Consider the following 16,219-nt stretch of genomic DNA (forward strand, 5'->3'; position numbering starts at 1 on the left):
TATGCTAGCATAGCCCTCCCGCTGTTCATGCTAAGGCAGCCTTGGCGCCTGGCATCACCCCTCGCCATTTTTTCTCCGGGATACAGGTTTACGCAGATGAGCAAGACTTCTCTCGACAAGAGCAAGATCCGGTTCCTTCTTCTTGAAGGTGTGCACCAGAACGCGGTCGATACCCTCAAGGCCGCCGGCTACACCAACATCGAATACCTCACTGGTTCGCTGCCGGAAGCCGAGCTGAAGGAAAAGATCGCCGATGCCCACTTCATCGGCATCCGTTCGCGCACCCAGCTGACCGAAGAGATCTTCGACTGCGCCAAGAAACTGGTCGCCGTGGGCTGCTTCTGCATCGGCACCAACCAGGTTGACCTGGAAGCTGCCCGCGAGCGCGGTATCGCCGTGTTCAACGCGCCATACTCCAACACCCGTTCGGTAGCCGAGCTGGTACTGGCCGAAGCCATCCTGCTGCTGCGCGGCATCCCCGAGAAGAACGCTTCCTGCCACCGTGGTGGCTGGATCAAGAGCGCGGCGAACTCCTTCGAAATCCGCGGCAAGAAGCTGGGTATCGTCGGTTACGGCTCGATCGGCACCCAGCTGTCGGTGCTGGCCGAGAACATGGGCATGCAGGTGTATTTCTACGACCCGCTGACCAAGCTGCCACTGGGTAACGCCGTGCAGGTCACCAGCCTGAACGAGCTGCTGGGCCTGGCCGACATCGTTTCGCTGCATGTGCCTGAACTGCCGTCCACCCAGTGGATGATCGGCGAGAAGGAAATCCGCTCGATGAAGAAGGGCGCGATCCTGATCAACGCCGCCCGTGGCACCGTGGTCGAGCTGGACCACCTGGCCGCCGCCATCAAGGACCAGCACCTGATCGGCGCCGCCATCGACGTGTTCCCGGTCGAGCCGCGCTCCAACGACGAGCAGTTCGAAAGCCCGCTGCGAGGCCTGGACAACGTGATCCTGACTCCGCACATCGGTGGTTCCACCGCCGAAGCCCAGGCCAACATCGGCCTGGAAGTTGCCGAGAAGCTGGTCAAGTACAGCGACAACGGTACCTCGGTGTCCTCGGTCAACTTCCCGGAAGTGGCCCTGCCGGCGCACCCAGGCAAGCACCGCCTGCTGCACATCCACGAAAACATCCCGGGCGTGCTCAGCGAGATCAACAAGGTCTTCGCCGAGAACGGCATCAACATCTCCGGTCAGTTCCTGCAGACCAACGAGAAAGTCGGTTACGTGGTGATCGACGTTGACGCCGAGTACTCCGACCTGGCGCAAGAGAAGCTGCAACAGGTCAAGGGCACCATCCGTTCCCGCGTGCTGTTCTAAGTTCGCTGCCGGCATGAAAAAGGGAGGCCCTGGTGGCCTCCCTTTTTTTTGCCTGTGATATTGGTGTCGCCGGCTTCGCGGGCTTGCCCGCGAAGAATCCAACACCTATTTCACGTCAACCGTGATCTTCTGAGAGACGACGCTCGGCTTGAACGGCACGTGATACTGGTCACCCAGCACCAACTGCAAAGTGTGCTTACCCGGGGTCAGGGTAATGCTGGTTTCGGTCTGCGCCTTGCCGAAGTGCAGTACCTGTGGGCCCGCCGGCAGTGCGGTGCCGCTCTGTGGCATCAGGCTGGAGGGCAGCGCCATGTCGGCCATGGGTTCCTTATCCACATCCACCAGCAGGTGGTGGTGCCCGGTGTGCGGGGTGCTGTCACCCGCAGGCTTGAGCGCCATGCCCTCGATGCCGAACTTGACGGTGAAGGTCTTGTCGACCGTGGCGCCATCGGCGGGGGAAACGATGAAGACCTTGGCCTCCTTTGGCGGTTCCTGGCTCTTCAGGACGTCTGCGGCACTGGCGAACACCGACGCCCCCATCAACAGACCGGCAACGGCAGCACGCGAAAATAGGCTGTTCATTCACTTCTCCTGTGATTCACTTATTGACCGCCGCCAGTATTCCAGTGGCGGCGGTGGTTCACCTTAGTGGATATGTGCGCGCAGATGTTCACATCGTCAGGCAGAAATATTTCAATCAAGGTTAAACAATGCCGAGGCTTCAAGGTCATAGGCTGCGCTCGACCACGGCGAGGAATAAAGCCGTGGCGAAGGTTATTCATCTGCCAAAGGAGAAAGGGGCTTTCATGCGTTCGACCATAGGAGTATTGCTGGCGGTACTGATCACGCCATTGGCCCAGGCCGAGCTGATAGACGAAATCGCCGACCGGGGCGAACTGCGCATCGCCGTGCAGGCCGACAACTCACCGTACGCCTTCAAGGAAAATGACCACCTGACCGGTTTCGAGATCGAGTTCGGCCAGGACCTGGCCAGGGAGTTGGACCTGCGCGCCGAGTTCATCGAAGCCCCGGCGACAGAGGTACTGCCCGGTGTCGAGAGTGGCAAGTACGACATCGCACTGACCCCGTCGAGCGAATCGCCCAAAGGTGACGGCCCGCTCGATGTGAGCCTGCCATTTGGCGAGAAGCAGCTGGTGATCCCGTTCCAGAAGGACAACCCGGCTTTTGAAAGTGCAGTGAACAATGCGCTGCAGCGGTTGAAAGACAGTGGCCGGACTGCCGAACTTGAGCAGAAGTGGTTCAAGGGTGTGCAGGAGACTGCAGCCGGGCAGTAAGATTTTTTGCTACCGGTACAGGCCTCTTCGCGGGTGAACCCGCTCCCACAGGGACATCACAAGCCTTGAGGCCTGTGGAGAACCTGTGGGAGCGGGTTCACCCGCGAAAGGGCCGGTGCAGGCTCAAGCTGAAAGCCCAGTCAGCGCCTGTTCCGCCTGCTCCAGCTCCAGCTCGCTGAACACCAGCACCCCCGCCCGCCGCAGCAAGGCCGTGGTCACCCCTTCGCCCGCCACCTTCACACCACTGAACGTGCCGTCATAGGTCAACCGGTTGCCACACGAAGGGCTACCCGCCTTCAGCACCGCCACGCGAATGCCATGCCGGCGCACCAGCTCCAGCGCCCGCTGCGCCCCGGCCAAGAACTCTGCGGTAACATCCTCGCCCGTCACCGTCAGCACCTGCGCGCCACCGTCGAGCACCTCACCACCCTGCCCGCCCGGTATCTCTGCAGGCGGCCGTGGGGTCGGCAAGCCACCCGCCACTTCCGGGCACAATGGCACCACGCGCCCTTCGGCCTGCCAGCGCTGCAACAGGTCGGGGTGGCCACTGGCGCGGCCGTCATAGCGCACCGGCTGCCCCAACAGGCAGGCACTGACCAGCACCTTGGGCCAGTCAGAACGGGTCATTGCCACGGCGCCGGAACCACCCGGTCAGCGAAAGCCGCTCACGCCCGGCCGGCAGCACCTCATGGGGCACCTCGCCCGACAGGAACACCACCAGGCAACCCGCTACAGGCTGCACATCGTGCTCGACACCGCCGGCCAGGAACATGCGCAACTGGCCACCGTCCTGCGGCTGCCAGCCTTCATTCAGGTACAGTACCGCCGACACCATGCGCCGGTCATCGTCGCGGAAGCGGTCCAGGTGCCGGCGATAGAACGCCCCCGGTGGGTACAGGGCAAAATGGCACTCGAAGTCCTCCAGGCCCAGGAACAGGCCCTGGTTGATGGCCTGGCGCAACTGGTCCATGGCGGCCAGGTACTGGTCGCAGGCCTCGGCCTGCCCGGGGTCGATCCACTGGATCTGGTCGCCGCGGATGGCCTCACGCACCTCCTGGGCAGCACCGCGCCCAACCCCCGCGGGGTTGAGTTGGCCTTCGGCATCACGGCGCCGGCACTCGGCCGCCAGCGCGCGCACCAGGTCGGCAGGCAGAAACAGCGCCTGCTGGGACCAGCCATGGGTGGCCAGATCGTCGACGACGGCCGCAAGCATCGGGTGTTCAGGGGAGATGTGCATGGCGCGCATCATATCCATTAGCCATGCCGGCGCACAGCGCCACTTGGCCGAGAAGCACGCGGATATCTCGACAAACCGGCGCCGGGCCACGGACAATAGCCACCTGCCGACAGGAGTCCTGAATGCGCCGTCTGTTTTCCCTGATTCTGCTGATGATCTGCACCGTGCCTGTCTGGGCAGACAACCTGGATCAACTGTACAAGGCCGCCGGCTGGCCCGACCAGCGCGCCCATTTCAACGATGCCCTGACCGCCGCCCAGGAACGCTACCGCAACAGTTTGCCACCCGCCGTGTACCAGGCGCTGGTCAACAACAGCAACCAGCGTTTCCAGGCCCAGGCGGTGGACCGTCGCGCCCAGGCACAGCTGCGCGCAACCTTGGCCAACCCGGCGCCGGCGCTGGCCTTCTTCCGCTCGCCGCTGGGGCGCAAGGTGGTAGCCGCCGAGCTCAAGGCCACACGCAAGGATGAACTGGCCAGGAATGCCAAGGGCCTGCCGAAAATCCAGGCCAGCGACGACCGTCTGCTGATCATCGGCCACCTGGCCCAGGCCCTGCCGGCGCGCGAAGCCGGCGCCGAAGTCAGCCTGGCCATCGCTGGCGTGGCGGCCGACAGCCTCAGCTCAATGATCCCCGGCCTGTTCGGCGGCGGCCAGGCTCAGGGCCTGCTCGACGGCCAGCGCCAGCGCCTGATGAGCCAGATCGGCGAAGACCTCAACAACACCTTGCTGTACGTCTATCGCGACCTGTCCGACGCCGAACTGGAAGAGTTCGCCACCTTTGCCGAATCAGCCGACGGCAAGGCGTACTACCAGGCTGCCCTGGCCGCCGTTCGCGCAGGCCTGGCGGTTGGCCAGAGCAGCAGCGACCTGAAGTGATCAGCCCAGGCGCTGGTCGATGAAGTCGAAGTAACGCTGGCGAATGCCCGGCAGCTCGTTGGCCAGGTGATGACGAGCTTCGGGCAGCATCAATATCTGTGGCTCGGCAAACTTGGCCTTGAGCACTTCGAGGTTGTGCGGCCAGTCCACCGTGCCATCGGCCTCCCCCTGTACAATCAGTGGCCGCCGCGAACTGCGCGGCGCGGCCTCGATGCGCTTGACCCAGGCAATCAAGGCGCCCACCCAGGCGGTTGGCAGGCGACGCGGTTGCAGCGGGTCTGCCTCAAGAAACGGCAGGAAGCCAGGGTCGTTGGTGTTCTCGCTGAAGCGCCGTTCAATGCCGTTGACGAAGTGACGCAGTACGCGATAACTAAACTTCGACCACCGCCAGGCACAGGGCCGCACCAACGGCGCCAACAGAATGACCTGACCATCGATGGGGCTGCGAGTGCCTTGGTGCAGCAAGTGATCCACGGCAATGGCCCCCCCCGTACTCTGCCCGCACAGGTGCCAGGGGTGCGGCAATTGCAGCGTGCGCGCCTGCACGAACAGCGCCTCCAGGACCTGCTGGTACACCGCGAAATCGCTGATGCTGGCCCGCTCGCCGCTGGATAGGCCGTGGCCGGGCAGATCGCAGCTGATCACGGCGAACCCCTGCTTCAGCGCCCAATCGATCACGTGACGGTACAGGCCCATGTGGTCGTAATAGCCGTGCAGCAGGAACAGCGTCGCGCTCGGCTGCTCAGGTAGCCAGACCTGCCCGACCAGCTCGAACCCTGCGGCCTGGAAGCCGCCCAGCCAGCTGTGGGCCGACAGGCTCAGGCCATAGAAGCGCTGATAGTCCTGCGCCTGCGCCGACAAAGGCTGGCGAGCAGTCAACGGCGCCAGGCTGGTGCGCAGGAGGTCAGGGTGAAAGGCAGCGGGCATCGGGTACATCCAAGCGAAGCAAGTATTGATCTGGGATATTCAGCTCTGGCTGGCGTCGTGGCAAGCTTGGGCTATGTGTCACCTGTACCGGCCCTATCGCCGGCAAGCCAGTGAACCCACCACAAGACACCCACAGACATCCATGCAGACCCGCCTTGCCAAACCAGTCCTGATCGCCCTCGCCCTGCTGCTCTGCACCACTTTGCTCTGGCAGGCCTATACCACCTTCCAGGCCCGCTACCTGCGCCCGTTCGACAACCAGACCACTCTGTTCGATGGCAGCCAACTGCAACTGCCCCCCGAACTGGCCGGCCCAGGCCCGATCCGCGTGGTGCACTTCTGGGACCCGACCTGCCCCTGCAATGTCGGCAACCAGCAGCACCTGGGTGACCTGGTCAGCCAGTTCGCCAGCCAGGGCGTGACCTTCCACGTGCTGCAAAGGCCCGGCAGCCACGGCCAGCTGCCCGCCAACCTCACCGCCCTCAAGCCACTCGCCAGCCTGCCCGGCAGCGAACACCTGCCCGCCTCCCCGGCTGTGGCCATCTGGGACCGGCAAGGCCACCTGGCCTATTTCGGCCCCTACAGCGAAGGCGCGGTGTGCAACGCCAGCAACAGCTTCATCGAGCCGATCCTCAAGGCGCTACTCGACGGCCGCCAGGTGAGTGCCTCCAATACCCTGGCGGTGGGCTGCTACTGCCCCTGGGCCGGCTGACGCACCCGCGCCGGGTTGCCCACCACCACTGCGCCCGCCGGCACGTCACGGGTGACCACACTACCGGCACCCACCACGGCGTTGTCGCCAATGGTCACCCCCGGCAGGATGATCGCCGCGCCACCGATCCACACGTTGTTGCCGATGGTCACCGGCCGCCCGCTCTCCAGCCCGCTGCGGCGCACCTCGGGGTCGAGCGGGTGGTCGGCGGTGTAGATCTGCACGTTCGGGCCGATCTGGCAGTCGTCGCCGATACGCACCTCTACCACGTCCAGAATCACGCAGTTGAAGTTCATGAAGGTATTGCGGCCGATGCTGATGTTGTAGCCATAGTCGCAATAGAATGGCGGGCGGATCACCGCGCCTTCGCCGACCTGGCCAAAGTGCTCTACCAGTAGCCGATGACGGGCGTCGTTGAGCAATTCGACACTGCTGTTGTAGCGGTGCATCCAGTGTTTGTTGGCGATCTGCTCGGCCTGCAGCTCGGGGCAGCCAGCATGGTAGAGCTGGCCTGTAAGCATTTTCTGTTTTTCGCTGAGCGACATGGAAACTCCTTCCTGGGACTATGCTCTGTTCGCGAATCCGCCGATCATCGGACCACATTTTTCGCTTGAGCGCACAAGGAGCCTGCATGAAACGCAGCCTGACCCTGTTGGCCGTGGTGGTTGCCGTGGCCGCCGGCGCCGGATACTGGTATGTGCAGGGCAAGCTGCCGCAACGCGAGGGCGAGGTGGCCATCGCCGGCCTGCTGGCGCCGGTCAGTGTGCGCTACGACCCCCGCGGCGTGCCGCATCTGCAGGCGCAGAGCGAGCCGGACCTGTACCGTGCTCTGGGCTATGTGCATGCCCAGGACCGGCTGTTCCAGATGGAGATCCTGCGCCGCCTGGCCAGGGGCGAGCTGGCCGAAGTGCTGGGCGACAAGCTGCTGCCCACCGATACCCTGTTCCGCAGCCTGCGCATCCGCGAACAGGCGGCACGGATGGCCGAACGTCAAGACCCGCAGTCACCCGCCTGGCAAGCCCTGCAGGCCTACCTCGACGGCGTGAACAACTGGCAGGCCAGCCACCCCAAGCCCATGGAGTTCGACCTGCTCGGCATCACCCCACGCCCGTTCAGCGCCGAAGACACCCTGAGCATCGCCGGCTACCTGGCCTACAGCTTTGCCGCCGCGTTTCGCACCGAACCCGCGCTGACCTACATCCGCGACCAGTTGGGCGCCGAGTACCTGACCATCTTCGATCTGGCCTGGCAGCCCAAGGGCGCCCTGGGCACACCGCTGGCCGCTGCCGACTGGCAAAGCCTGGAATCCCTCGCCCGCCTCAGCCATGAAGCACTGGGCGATGCGGGCATCCCGCAATTCGAGGGCAGCAACGCCTGGGCCGTGGCCGGCAGCCACACCCGCAGTGGCAGGCCGCTGCTGGCTGGCGACCCGCATATTGGCTTCGCGGTGCCAGCGGTGTGGTACGAGGCCGAGCTGACAGCACCGGGCTTCAACTTGTATGGCTACTTCCAGGCGCTCAACCCCTTCGCCTTGCTCGGCCATAACCGCGACTTCGGCTGGAGCCTGACCATGTTCCAGAACGACGACGTCGATCTGATCGCCGAGCGCACCAACCCGGCCGACGCCAACCAGGTGATGGTTGACGGCAAATGGCAGGCGCTGGAACAGACCGAGCAGCAGATCGCCGTCAAAGGCGAAGCGCCGGTCACCCTCAACCTGCGCCGCTCGCCCCACGGCCCGATCGTCAACGACGTGCTGGGCGCCACCGCCGGGCCCACGCCAATAGCCATGTGGTGGGCGTTCCTGGAAACCGAAAACCCGATCCTCGACGGCTTCTACCAGCTCAACCGCGCCGATACCCTGGGCAAGATGGGCGAGGCCGCAGCCAAGGTGCATGCGCCGGGGCTGAACCTGGTCTGGGCCAATGCCCGTGGCGATATCGGCTGGTGGGCCGCGGCACACTTGCCGATCCGCCCCGACGGCGTCGACCCGGCGTTCATCCTCGACGGTGCCAGTGCGCAGGCCGACAAGCTCGGTTTCTACCCCTTCAGCGTCAACCCGCAACAGGAGAACCCGGCGCGCGGCTATATCGTCTCGGCCAACTACCAGCCGCCAGCAGTGGTGCCGGTCCCAGGCTACTACAACCTGCCCGACCGCGGCCGCCAACTCGACCGCCATCTGGCCAACCCCGAGGTAAAGTGGGACACCCAGAACAGCCAGGCACTGCAGCTCGACACTGCCAGCGATTACGGCCCGCGCACCCTCGCCCCGCTGCTGGCAACCCTGCGCGCGGTGGCCAACGGTGACGAAGAGAAGGAACTGGTCGAGCAGCTGGCGGCCTGGCGCGGCGACTACCCGCTCGACTCGACCAGTGCCACGCTATTCAACCAGTTCCTCTACGAACTGGCGTACGCCGCTTTGCATGACGAACTGGGAGACACCTGGTTCCCGGTGCTGATCAGCACCCGAGCCATTGACGCTGCCTTGCCGCGCCTGGCTGCAGATGCGGATTCGCCCTGGTGGAATACCCGTGGTGGCAATCAGCGCACAGACCGTACTGTCATCGTGCGCATCGCATGGCAGAAAAGCCTGAAGCACCTGCGCGACACCTTGGGCAGCGACCCGGCCAGCTGGCAATGGGGCAAGGCCCATACCCTCACCCACAGCCACCCGCTGGGGGTGAAAAAGCCGCTGAACCTGCTGTTCAATGTCGGGCCGTTTGCTGCACCGGGCACCCATGAAGTGCCGAACAACCTCTCGGCGAAGATTGGCCCGGCACCGTGGCCGGTCACTTACGGGCCGTCAACGCGGCGGCTGATCGACTTTGCCGATGCCGGGCAGGCACTGACCAACAACCCGGTCGGGCAGAGCGGCGTACCGTTTGACCGGCATTACTCGGACCAGGCCAAGGGGTACATCGAAGGGCAGTACCAGAAAGCGCAGTTGGGGATGATCCCCGCACAAAGCACCCTCAGGCTTGTGCCTGACACATGAACAAACACTGCCGTTACGTAAACTCGGCCCACTCTCGATACCCTGACGCCCCTCCAGGCCGAGATCCGATCCATGCAGAAATACTTCATTGAAATCGACGGTGCATGCATGAGCTACATCGACCAGGGTCATGGCTTCCCGGTCGTGCTCGGTCACAGCTACCTGTGGAACGCCGAGATGTGGCAGCCGCAGATCGATGCCTTGTCGCGACACTTTCGCGTCATCGTCCCCGAGCTGTGGGGTCACGGTGACTCCGACGCGCCGCCAGCCACTACCACCGACATGAACGCACTGATCCACCAGCACATCGAGCTGCTCGATCGTCTGCGCATCGACAGGTGCCACCTGGTCGGCTTGTCAGTGGGAGGCATGTGGGGCGCGCCATTGGCCCTTTCACGACCTGAACGCATTGACCGCGTGGTGCTGATGGATACCTACCTGGGTGCTGAACCTGAAGCCACCAGGGAGAAGTACTTCGCGTTGCTGGACGCTGCGAGCGCCGCCGGGGAATTCAGCGATGGCTTGCTCGACATTATCGTGCCGATTTTCTTCCATGCCGGTGGCCAGACTGTGCCGGAGATCCGCGATAAGTTTCGTGCAGCGCTGAAGGCCTCAAGCCCCGAGACCATCCGCAAAAGCCTCGACCCCATGGGGCGCATCATCTTTGGCCGGCCTGACCTGATGGACAAGCTAGCGGGCTTGCCTGGCGAGCGCACCATCGTCATGTGTGGCGACCAGGACATCCCTCGACCGCCGGCAGAGTCCAACGAAATGGCGCAGCGGATCAACTGCCTGGCCGCACAGATTCCGTTGGCGGGGCACATTTCCTGCCTGGAGAATCCCAAAGTGGTGAATGAGTTCTTGCTGAGTTGGCTGCCGCGGCACAGTTGAGATTGCCAGGGGCTGCCTTGCAGCCCATCGCAGGCAAGCCAGCTCTCATAGAACTGCACATAACTCGTTGAATTAGCAGGGCCCCGGTGGGAGCGGCTTTAGCCGCGAACACCGGCGCAGCCGGTGCCATGCACCGCGTTGGATTCTTCGCGGCTAAAGCCGCTCCCACAGGATGCACGGACCGCTTGCGAATTCAGTTCTCTATGCGACAGCGCAGACCAAAGGGCTGGGCCAGCTCCCACAGGGCACGCGCACCGCTGGCGAGCTCGGTTCTCTACGCGACAGCGCAGCCCCACGGCTGGGCGATCTCCTGCAGGGGCCAGCGTACGATCAATGTGGCCCCTGGCCCCGGTAGCACAAACGCATCAGAACGCCGGCAGCACCGCACCCTGGTACTTCTTGGCGATGAATTCCTTCACTTGCGGGCTGGTCAGGGCCTTGGCCAGTTTCTGGATCGCTTCGCTGTCCTTGTTGTCCGGGCGGGCAACCAGGAAGTTCACGTACGGCGAGTCGCTGCCTTCGATCACCAGCGCGTCCTTGGCCGGGTTCAGGCCGGCTTCCAGGGCGTAGTTGGTATTGATCATGTCCAGGTCGACCTGGTCCAGCACTCGCGGCAGCATGGCCGACTCAAGCTCGCGGAACTTCAGCTTCTTCGGGTTCTCGGCGATGTCCTTGGGGGTGGCCAGGGCGTTCTTCGGGTCCTTCAGGGTGATCAGGCCAGCCTTCTGCAACAGCAGCAGGGCGCGGCCGCTGTTGCTGCCCTCGTTAGGGATGGCAACGGTGGCGCCTTCTTTCAGTTCGCTCAGGCTCTTGACCTTCTTCGAGTAACCACCAAATGGTTCGACATGCACGCCGATCACGGTTTCCAGGTGGGTGCCCTTGCCTTCGTTGAAGTTCTGCAGATACGGCAGGGTCTGGAAGTAGTTGGCGTCCAGGCGCTTCTGGTCAACCTGCACGTTCGGCTGCACGTAGTCGGTGAAGACCTTGATCTGCAGGTCCACACCTTCCTTGGCCAGGGTCGGCTTGATCAGCTCGAGGATTTCGGCGTGCGGTACCGGGGTGGCGGCAACTACCAGTTTCTCGGCGGCGGCAGCCAGGCCGGCGAACGACAGGGCAGCGGCCAGGGCAGTGGTCAGCAGGGTCTTCTTCATGGTGGTCCTTATTCTGGTTCTGGGCCATCGACGATGGCGAATCGAGTGCCCAACCGGTTCACCAGCGGGCTTGAGGCGGACAATACCTATATTTTTTATTCCGTAAAAATATCTTTTATTTAGCTGCTTATTCCAAAAACAAACTTTCATCAATCACTTTGCTTATGAGCGGTGTCTAGCACGCGAGCTCAGGCAGGTCGAGGTCCTCAGCCAGGATCTCTTCACCGTCATTCACCAGCAAGGCGAAGTGAATGACGTTTTCCAGTTCACGGGTGTTGCCAGGCCAGGGGTGCGCCTCCAGCACCTGCTGCGCCGCCTCGCTCACCAGCGGCACGCGCCGCTGCAGGCGCACGCTGTAGATGCCCACGAAGTACTCGGCCAACGGCAGGATGTCGCCCGGCCGCTCCCGCAGCGGCGGCAGCTGCAGCGCTCCCTCGCGCAGGTACTGGTACAGGCGCTCGTTGAAACGCCCCGCGCGCACCACCCGCGCCAGGTCGATACTGGTAGCGGCCACCAGGCGCACGTCCACCGGTTGCGGCTGCTGCGCACCCACCCGGGTAACCTCGCGGTTTTCCAGGGCGGCCAGCAGCTTGCCCTGGATGGCCAGCGGCAGGTCGGCGATCTCGTCCAGGTACAACGTGCCGCCGTTGGCCGAGCCGAACCAGCCGGCGCGGCTGCTGGCTGTGCCACCCTGGCTGCCGGCGCTGTAGCCGAACAGCTCGGCATCGGCGTAGGTGGGGCTGATGCCCGCGCAGTTGACCGACACGAACAGCCCGCTGCGGTCGCTGGCACGGTGGATCTGCCGGGCCAGCAGTTCCTTGCCGGTGCCGGTTTCGCCACGGATCAGCACCGGCAGGGGTTGCGGCGCCAGGTGCTCCAGCTCTGCGCGCAGCTGCTGCGAGCGCGGATCGATGAACACCAGCGCCTTGGCACGGATGCTCAGCGGGCTCTTGTCCAGCTCGGGGAAGGTCAGCAACGGCTGGCCAAAGCGGTTTTGAAAAGTCATGACCAACTCCCGCCCCAGGCCTGCAGTGGCCGGGCGTCAGGCAAACGGTAAACAGTAAGGACGATCAGGCGCGGCGCAATGCGCGCTGCTCGACCCGGCTTTGCAAGCGATACAGGTAGGCGAAGCCTTGTTCCCAACGCTCATGGCCGGACTTGACGTTGATGTGCCCGGCGTTGGTCAGCAGCCCGGCTTCGGCGCCCCATACCTGGGCCAGGTACAGCGCCCTTGGCACGCTCACGGCCGGGTCGTTGTCCGAGCTGACCACCTGGCTGGGGAATGGCAGTGCTTCGGTCGGGATCGGCGCGAAGTTGCGCAGAGCCGGCGCGCAGGTCGGCCGCTCGACGTCAGCGGGTGCCACCAGCAGCGCGCCACGTACTCGCCGCAGCAGGGCCGGGCTGGCTTGCGCGGCCCAATGGGCGACGGTGATGCAGCCCAGGCTGTGGGCGATCAGAATCACCGGCGAGCGCTCGGCGGCAATCGCCTGCTCCAGCGCCTGCACCCAGTCCTTGCGTTGCGGGGTCAGCCAGTCGTGTTGCTCGACCCGCGCGCTGTTGGGCAGGGTGCGCTGCCAGTGACTTTGCCAATGGTTGTCTGGCGATCCTTGCCAGCCCGGCACAATCAGGTAACGAATCGACTCATTGCGCATGGGGACGCCTCCGGTGAGTTTGCGTGCTTGGAGACAAGTATAGGGAGGGAGTTATATTCGTAAAGGAATAAGAAGCTATTTATTAATAACAAAAAATTTTGTTTGAGCTAATGGCCCTATCGCCGGCAAGCCAGCTCCCACAGGTATTGCACAGGGCTTGAGAGCGGCGCGGTCAAGGTGGGAGCCGGCTTGCCGGCGATGGGCTGCAAAGCAGTCCCGGCAACCTGCCAGGCAATAAAAAACCCGGGACCATGCCCGGGTTCTCTTTGTCTGAAGTGGCTCAGATGTCCGCCACCTTCTGCCAAACCTTCGGCCGGAAGAACAACGTCTCCCCCCGCGCCAACCCGGTCAGGCTGTCATGGTCCTTGACCACCTCGGCCTCGATCAACTCGCTCTGCCCTTCCACCTTCAAGGTCACCCGCGTGGTCGCGCCCAACGGCCGGATATCCCGCACCTCGGCCGCATGGTGCCCTTCGGTCTCGTGCCGCGACAGCGACACTTCGTGCGGGCGGAACAGCACATGATGCCCTTCGCTCAGGGCCAGACGGTTGGAGTCACCGAGGAAGTGATAGACGAAATCGTTGGCCGGGTGCTCGTACACCTCACCCGGCGAGCCGATCTGCTCGATCACGCCCTTGTTCATCACCACGATGCGGTCAGCCACCTCCATGGCCTCTTCCTGGTCGTGGGTGACGAACACTGAAGTCAGGTTGATGTCCTCGTGCAGGCGCGCCAGCCAGCGGCGCAGCTCCTTGCGCACCTTGGCATCCAGCGCACCGAACGGCTCGTCCAGCAGCAGCACCTTGGGCTCCACCGCCAGGGCTCGGGCCAGGGCGATACGCTGGCGCTGGCCACCGGACAACTGCTCGGGGTAGCGGTCGGACAGCCAGTCCAGTTGCACCATGTTCAGCAGTTCATGCACCTTCTCGGCAATCTTGCTCTCGCTCGGGCGCTCGCCCTTGGGCTTCATGCGCAGGCCGAAGGCAACGTTGTCGAACACACTCATGTGGCGGAACAACGCATAGTGCTGGAACACGAAGCCGACGTTGCGGTCGCGCACGTCATGGCCGGACACGTCCTCGCCATGGAACACGATATTGCCCTGGTCCGGGGTTTCCAGGCCGGCGATGATGCGCAGCAGGGTAGTCTTGCCGCAGCCGGACGGGCCTAGCAGGGCCACCAGCTCGCCGCTGTTGATGTCCAGGTTGATGTTGTCCAGGGCCTGGAAGCTGTTGAAGCGCTTGCTGACGTTACGAACTTCGATCGACATGAATCATTCCTCCGCGGCGCTGTGGCGCAGGCGGTTAATACGGTTCTCGCTCCACTGCTTGAGCAGCAGGATGAAGAGCGCCAGGATCAGCAGCAGGCTGGCCACGCTGAAGGCCGCGACGTGGTTGTACTCGTTGTAGAGGATCTCCACGTGCAGCGGCAAGGTGTTGGTCACGCCGCGAATGTGGCCGGACACCACCGACACCGCGCCAAACTCACCCATGGCCCGCGCGGTGCACAGCACCACGCCGTAGATCAGGCCCCATTTGATGTTCGGCAGGGTCACGTGCCAGAACATCTGCCAGCCATTGGCGCCGAGCAGGCGCGCGGCCTCCTCTTCCTGCGTGCCCTGCTCCTGCATCAGCGGGATCAGCTCACGGGCCACGAACGGCACGGTGACGAAGATGGTGGCCAGGACGATGCCCGGCAGGGCGAACACGATCTGGATATCGTGGTCCTGCAGCCATGGCCCGAACAGGCCTTGCGCGCCGAACATCAGCACGTAGACCAGGCCGGCGATCACCGGCGACACCGAGAACGGCAGGTCGATCAGGGTGACCAGGATACTCTTGCCACGGAAGGTGTACTTGCTCACGCACCAGGCGGCGCTGACGCCGAACACCAGGTTCAGCGGCACCGAAATGGCCACGGCGAGCAGGGTCAGCTTCAGCGCCGACAACGCGTCAGGCTCGAAGATCGCCTCGAAGAAGGTGCCAAAGCCGTTCTTCAGTGCCTGCGATACCACGATCACCAGCGGCAGCAGCAGGAACAGCGCGAACACCAGCCAGCCAAGGCCGATCAGGATACGCCGCGAAGTGGCACTGCCCCGGCGGGCGGCGTTGGCGGCGGCGGTTGCATTCAGGGATGAACTGGACATGCCGGCCTCCTTCAAGGGGTTTCGATGCGGCGCTGCAGCAGGTTGATCAGCAGCAGCAGGATGAAGGAAACCACCAGCATCAGCACGCCGATGGCGGTCGCGCCGGTGTAGTCGTACTGGTCGAGCTTGACCATGATCAGCAGCGGCAGGATCTCGGTCTTCATCGGCATGTTGCCGGCAATGAAGATCACCGAACCATACTCGCCCACACCGCGAGCGAAGGCCAGGGCAAAGCCTGTCAGCCAGGCTGGCAGCAGTGCTGGCGCCAGCACGTGGCGGAACACCTGCAGCGGCTTGGCGCCCAGGCAGGCGGCGGCCTCCTCCACTTCACGCGGAATGTCGGCCAGTACCGGCTGCACCGTACGCACCACGAACGGCAGGGTGACGAAGGTCAGTGCCAGGGTGATGCCCAGCGGGGTGTAGGCGATCTTGAAGCCCAGCTCGGTGGCGAACTGGCCGACCCAGCCCGAGGGTGCGTACAGCGCGGTCAGGGCGATACCGGCTACGGCCGTGGGCAGCGCAAACGGCAGGTCGATCATCGCATCGATGATCTTGCGCCCGGGGAAGGTGTAGCGCACCAGCACCCAGGCCAGCAGGGTGCCGATCACGCCGTTGATGATGGCGGCGAACAGGGCGGTGCCGAAACTCAACTTGAGCGCGGCGATCACCCGCGGCGCACTGATGACGTTCCAGAACTGCTCGAAGGTCAGCTGCGAGGCATGGATGAACATGGCCGCCAGCGGTATCAGCACGATCAGGCTGAGGTACACCAAGGTGTAGCCCAGCGTCAGCCCGAAGCCGGGTATGACGGGGGAAATGCGACGTGACATAAATATCCCTGGTTGAACGCACGAAGCCCGGGACAGATCCCGGGCCGGTGCAAGCTTCTGAATCCTGGGGCTGCTTTGCAGCCCATCGCCGGCAAGCCAGCTCCCACAGGGTTTCCACAGCCCATGGAACTGCACAATTTCCTGTTGCAAGGGGCCTTCTGTGTCAGCAGCCAGCTCGCACA

Annotated in this window: 17 protein-coding genes; 6 read left to right on the forward strand and 11 right to left on the reverse strand. The window is 63.8% G+C overall.

Features of this window, described 5'->3' with window-relative positions; genetic code table 11:
* Positions 1-96 precede the first annotated feature (96 nt).
* Complete coding sequence (serA, locus tag FQ664_RS24860) at positions 97-1,326, forward strand: phosphoglycerate dehydrogenase (protein WP_063912120.1); 1,230 nt, start codon at positions 97-99, stop codon at positions 1,324-1,326.
* Positions 1,327-1,431: 105 nt separating this feature from the next.
* On the opposite strand, the gene FQ664_RS24865 is transcribed toward serA, so the two are convergent.
* Entirely contained in the window at positions 1,432-1,908 is a 477-nt protein-coding gene (locus FQ664_RS24865; protein ID WP_144175603.1) for a DUF4399 domain-containing protein, read from the reverse strand.
* 224 nt (positions 1,909-2,132) lie between these two features.
* Here FQ664_RS24865 and FQ664_RS24870 point away from each other — a divergent pair, with 224 nt between their 5' ends.
* On the forward strand, positions 2,133-2,621 hold the full coding sequence (locus tag FQ664_RS24870) for a substrate-binding periplasmic protein (RefSeq protein ID WP_144175604.1): 489 nt from the start codon (positions 2,133-2,135) through the stop codon (positions 2,619-2,621).
* 123 nt (positions 2,622-2,744) lie between these two features.
* On the opposite strand, the gene FQ664_RS24875 is transcribed toward FQ664_RS24870, so the two are convergent.
* Both FQ664_RS24875 and FQ664_RS24880 read right to left on the reverse strand, forming a co-directional pair.
* Entirely contained in the window at positions 2,745-3,248 is a 504-nt protein-coding gene (locus FQ664_RS24875; protein WP_144175606.1) for a 2-thiouracil desulfurase family protein, read from the reverse strand.
* Positions 3,235-3,867: a 2OG-Fe(II) oxygenase gene (locus FQ664_RS24880; protein ID WP_144175759.1), complete on the reverse strand. Its 633-nt coding sequence runs from the start codon at positions 3,865-3,867 to the stop codon at positions 3,235-3,237. Before FQ664_RS24880 ends, FQ664_RS24875 begins: the two co-directional genes overlap by 14 nt.
* Positions 3,868-3,980: 113 nt before the next feature.
* Between FQ664_RS24880 and FQ664_RS24885 the strand changes: the two genes are divergently transcribed.
* Positions 3,981-4,733 (forward strand): DUF2059 domain-containing protein, encoded by a 753-nt coding sequence (locus FQ664_RS24885; RefSeq protein ID WP_144175607.1) that lies wholly within the window; start codon positions 3,981-3,983, stop codon positions 4,731-4,733.
* On the opposite strand, the gene bipL is transcribed toward FQ664_RS24885, so the two are convergent.
* The gene (bipL, locus tag FQ664_RS24890) at positions 4,734-5,660 is read right to left on the reverse strand and encodes a phospholipase BipL (RefSeq protein WP_144175608.1); all 927 of its coding nucleotides are present in this window, start codon (positions 5,658-5,660) and stop codon (positions 4,734-4,736) included.
* Between the two features lie 142 nt (positions 5,661-5,802).
* Between bipL and FQ664_RS24895 the strand changes: the two genes are divergently transcribed.
* The gene (locus tag FQ664_RS24895; protein ID WP_144175609.1) at positions 5,803-6,372 is read left to right on the forward strand and encodes a DUF6436 domain-containing protein; all 570 of its coding nucleotides are present in this window, start codon (positions 5,803-5,805) and stop codon (positions 6,370-6,372) included.
* Here the strand turns inward: FQ664_RS24895 and FQ664_RS24900 are convergent.
* Positions 6,351-6,917 carry a sugar O-acetyltransferase gene (locus FQ664_RS24900; protein WP_144175611.1) on the reverse strand — a complete coding sequence of 189 codons (567 nt, stop codon included), beginning with the start codon at positions 6,915-6,917 and terminating at the stop codon, positions 6,351-6,353. The genes FQ664_RS24895 and FQ664_RS24900 overlap by 22 nt on opposite strands.
* 86 nt (positions 6,918-7,003) lie before the next feature.
* Between FQ664_RS24900 and FQ664_RS24905 the strand changes: the two genes are divergently transcribed.
* Positions 7,004-9,367, forward strand: coding sequence for a penicillin acylase family protein (locus FQ664_RS24905; protein WP_144175613.1), 2,364 nt, complete (start codon positions 7,004-7,006; stop codon positions 9,365-9,367).
* Between the two features lie 72 nt (positions 9,368-9,439).
* The gene (locus FQ664_RS24910; protein ID WP_144175615.1) at positions 9,440-10,258 is read left to right on the forward strand and encodes an alpha/beta fold hydrolase; all 819 of its coding nucleotides are present in this window, start codon (positions 9,440-9,442) and stop codon (positions 10,256-10,258) included.
* A gap of 365 nt (positions 10,259-10,623) precedes the next feature.
* On the opposite strand, the gene FQ664_RS24920 is transcribed toward FQ664_RS24910, so the two are convergent.
* From FQ664_RS24920 to cysT, 6 genes are all read right to left on the reverse strand, one after another.
* Positions 10,624-11,409: a MetQ/NlpA family ABC transporter substrate-binding protein gene (locus FQ664_RS24920; protein WP_144175619.1), complete on the reverse strand. Its 786-nt coding sequence runs from the start codon at positions 11,407-11,409 to the stop codon at positions 10,624-10,626.
* A gap of 175 nt (positions 11,410-11,584) precedes the next feature.
* Positions 11,585-12,415, reverse strand: coding sequence for a sigma 54-interacting transcriptional regulator (locus FQ664_RS24925; protein WP_144175621.1), 831 nt, complete (start codon positions 12,413-12,415; stop codon positions 11,585-11,587).
* A gap of 64 nt (positions 12,416-12,479) precedes the next feature.
* Complete coding sequence (locus FQ664_RS24930; protein WP_025341023.1) at positions 12,480-13,061, reverse strand: alpha/beta hydrolase; 582 nt, start codon at positions 13,059-13,061, stop codon at positions 12,480-12,482.
* A gap of 280 nt (positions 13,062-13,341) precedes the next feature.
* Positions 13,342-14,331 carry a sulfate/molybdate ABC transporter ATP-binding protein gene (locus FQ664_RS24935; RefSeq protein ID WP_013974693.1) on the reverse strand — a complete coding sequence of 330 codons (990 nt, stop codon included), beginning with the start codon at positions 14,329-14,331 and terminating at the stop codon, positions 13,342-13,344.
* Between the two features lie 3 nt (positions 14,332-14,334).
* Positions 14,335-15,207 (reverse strand): sulfate ABC transporter permease subunit CysW, encoded by an 873-nt coding sequence (gene cysW / locus FQ664_RS24940; protein ID WP_015272212.1) that lies wholly within the window; start codon positions 15,205-15,207, stop codon positions 14,335-14,337.
* Between the two features lie 11 nt (positions 15,208-15,218).
* On the reverse strand, positions 15,219-16,037 hold the full coding sequence (cysT, locus tag FQ664_RS24945) for a sulfate ABC transporter permease subunit CysT (protein ID WP_144175623.1): 819 nt from the start codon (positions 16,035-16,037) through the stop codon (positions 15,219-15,221).
* Positions 16,038-16,219 lie beyond the last annotated feature (182 nt).

It is taken from the genome of Pseudomonas persica (assembly GCF_900291015.1).
GTDB lineage: Bacteria > Pseudomonadota > Gammaproteobacteria > Pseudomonadales > Pseudomonadaceae > Aquipseudomonas.

Coding starts and splice junctions, on each gene's coding strand:
- serA (WP_063912120.1), top strand. CDS start 97: ATGAGCAAGACTTCTCTCGACAAGAGCAAGATCCGGTTCCTTCTTCTT.
- FQ664_RS24865 (WP_144175603.1), bottom strand. CDS start 1,908: ATGAACAGCCTATTTTCGCGTGCTGCCGTTGCCGGTCTGTTGATGGGG.
- FQ664_RS24870 (WP_144175604.1), top strand. CDS start 2,133: ATGCGTTCGACCATAGGAGTATTGCTGGCGGTACTGATCACGCCATTG.
- FQ664_RS24875 (WP_144175606.1), bottom strand. CDS start 3,248: ATGACCCGTTCTGACTGGCCCAAGGTGCTGGTCAGTGCCTGCCTGTTG.
- FQ664_RS24880 (WP_144175759.1), bottom strand. CDS start 3,867: ATGCGCGCCATGCACATCTCCCCTGAACACCCGATGCTTGCGGCCGTC.
- FQ664_RS24885 (WP_144175607.1), top strand. CDS start 3,981: ATGCGCCGTCTGTTTTCCCTGATTCTGCTGATGATCTGCACCGTGCCT.
- bipL (WP_144175608.1), bottom strand. CDS start 5,660: ATGCCCGCTGCCTTTCACCCTGACCTCCTGCGCACCAGCCTGGCGCCG.
- FQ664_RS24895 (WP_144175609.1), top strand. CDS start 5,803: ATGCAGACCCGCCTTGCCAAACCAGTCCTGATCGCCCTCGCCCTGCTG.
- FQ664_RS24900 (WP_144175611.1), bottom strand. CDS start 6,917: ATGTCGCTCAGCGAAAAACAGAAAATGCTTACAGGCCAGCTCTACCAT.
- FQ664_RS24905 (WP_144175613.1), top strand. CDS start 7,004: ATGAAACGCAGCCTGACCCTGTTGGCCGTGGTGGTTGCCGTGGCCGCC.
- FQ664_RS24910 (WP_144175615.1), top strand. CDS start 9,440: ATGCAGAAATACTTCATTGAAATCGACGGTGCATGCATGAGCTACATC.
- FQ664_RS24920 (WP_144175619.1), bottom strand. CDS start 11,409: ATGAAGAAGACCCTGCTGACCACTGCCCTGGCCGCTGCCCTGTCGTTC.
- FQ664_RS24925 (WP_144175621.1), bottom strand. CDS start 12,415: ATGACTTTTCAAAACCGCTTTGGCCAGCCGTTGCTGACCTTCCCCGAG.
- FQ664_RS24930 (WP_025341023.1), bottom strand. CDS start 13,061: ATGCGCAATGAGTCGATTCGTTACCTGATTGTGCCGGGCTGGCAAGGA.
- FQ664_RS24935 (WP_013974693.1), bottom strand. CDS start 14,331: ATGTCGATCGAAGTTCGTAACGTCAGCAAGCGCTTCAACAGCTTCCAG.
- cysW (WP_015272212.1), bottom strand. CDS start 15,207: ATGTCCAGTTCATCCCTGAATGCAACCGCCGCCGCCAACGCCGCCCGC.
- cysT (WP_144175623.1), bottom strand. CDS start 16,037: ATGTCACGTCGCATTTCCCCCGTCATACCCGGCTTCGGGCTGACGCTG.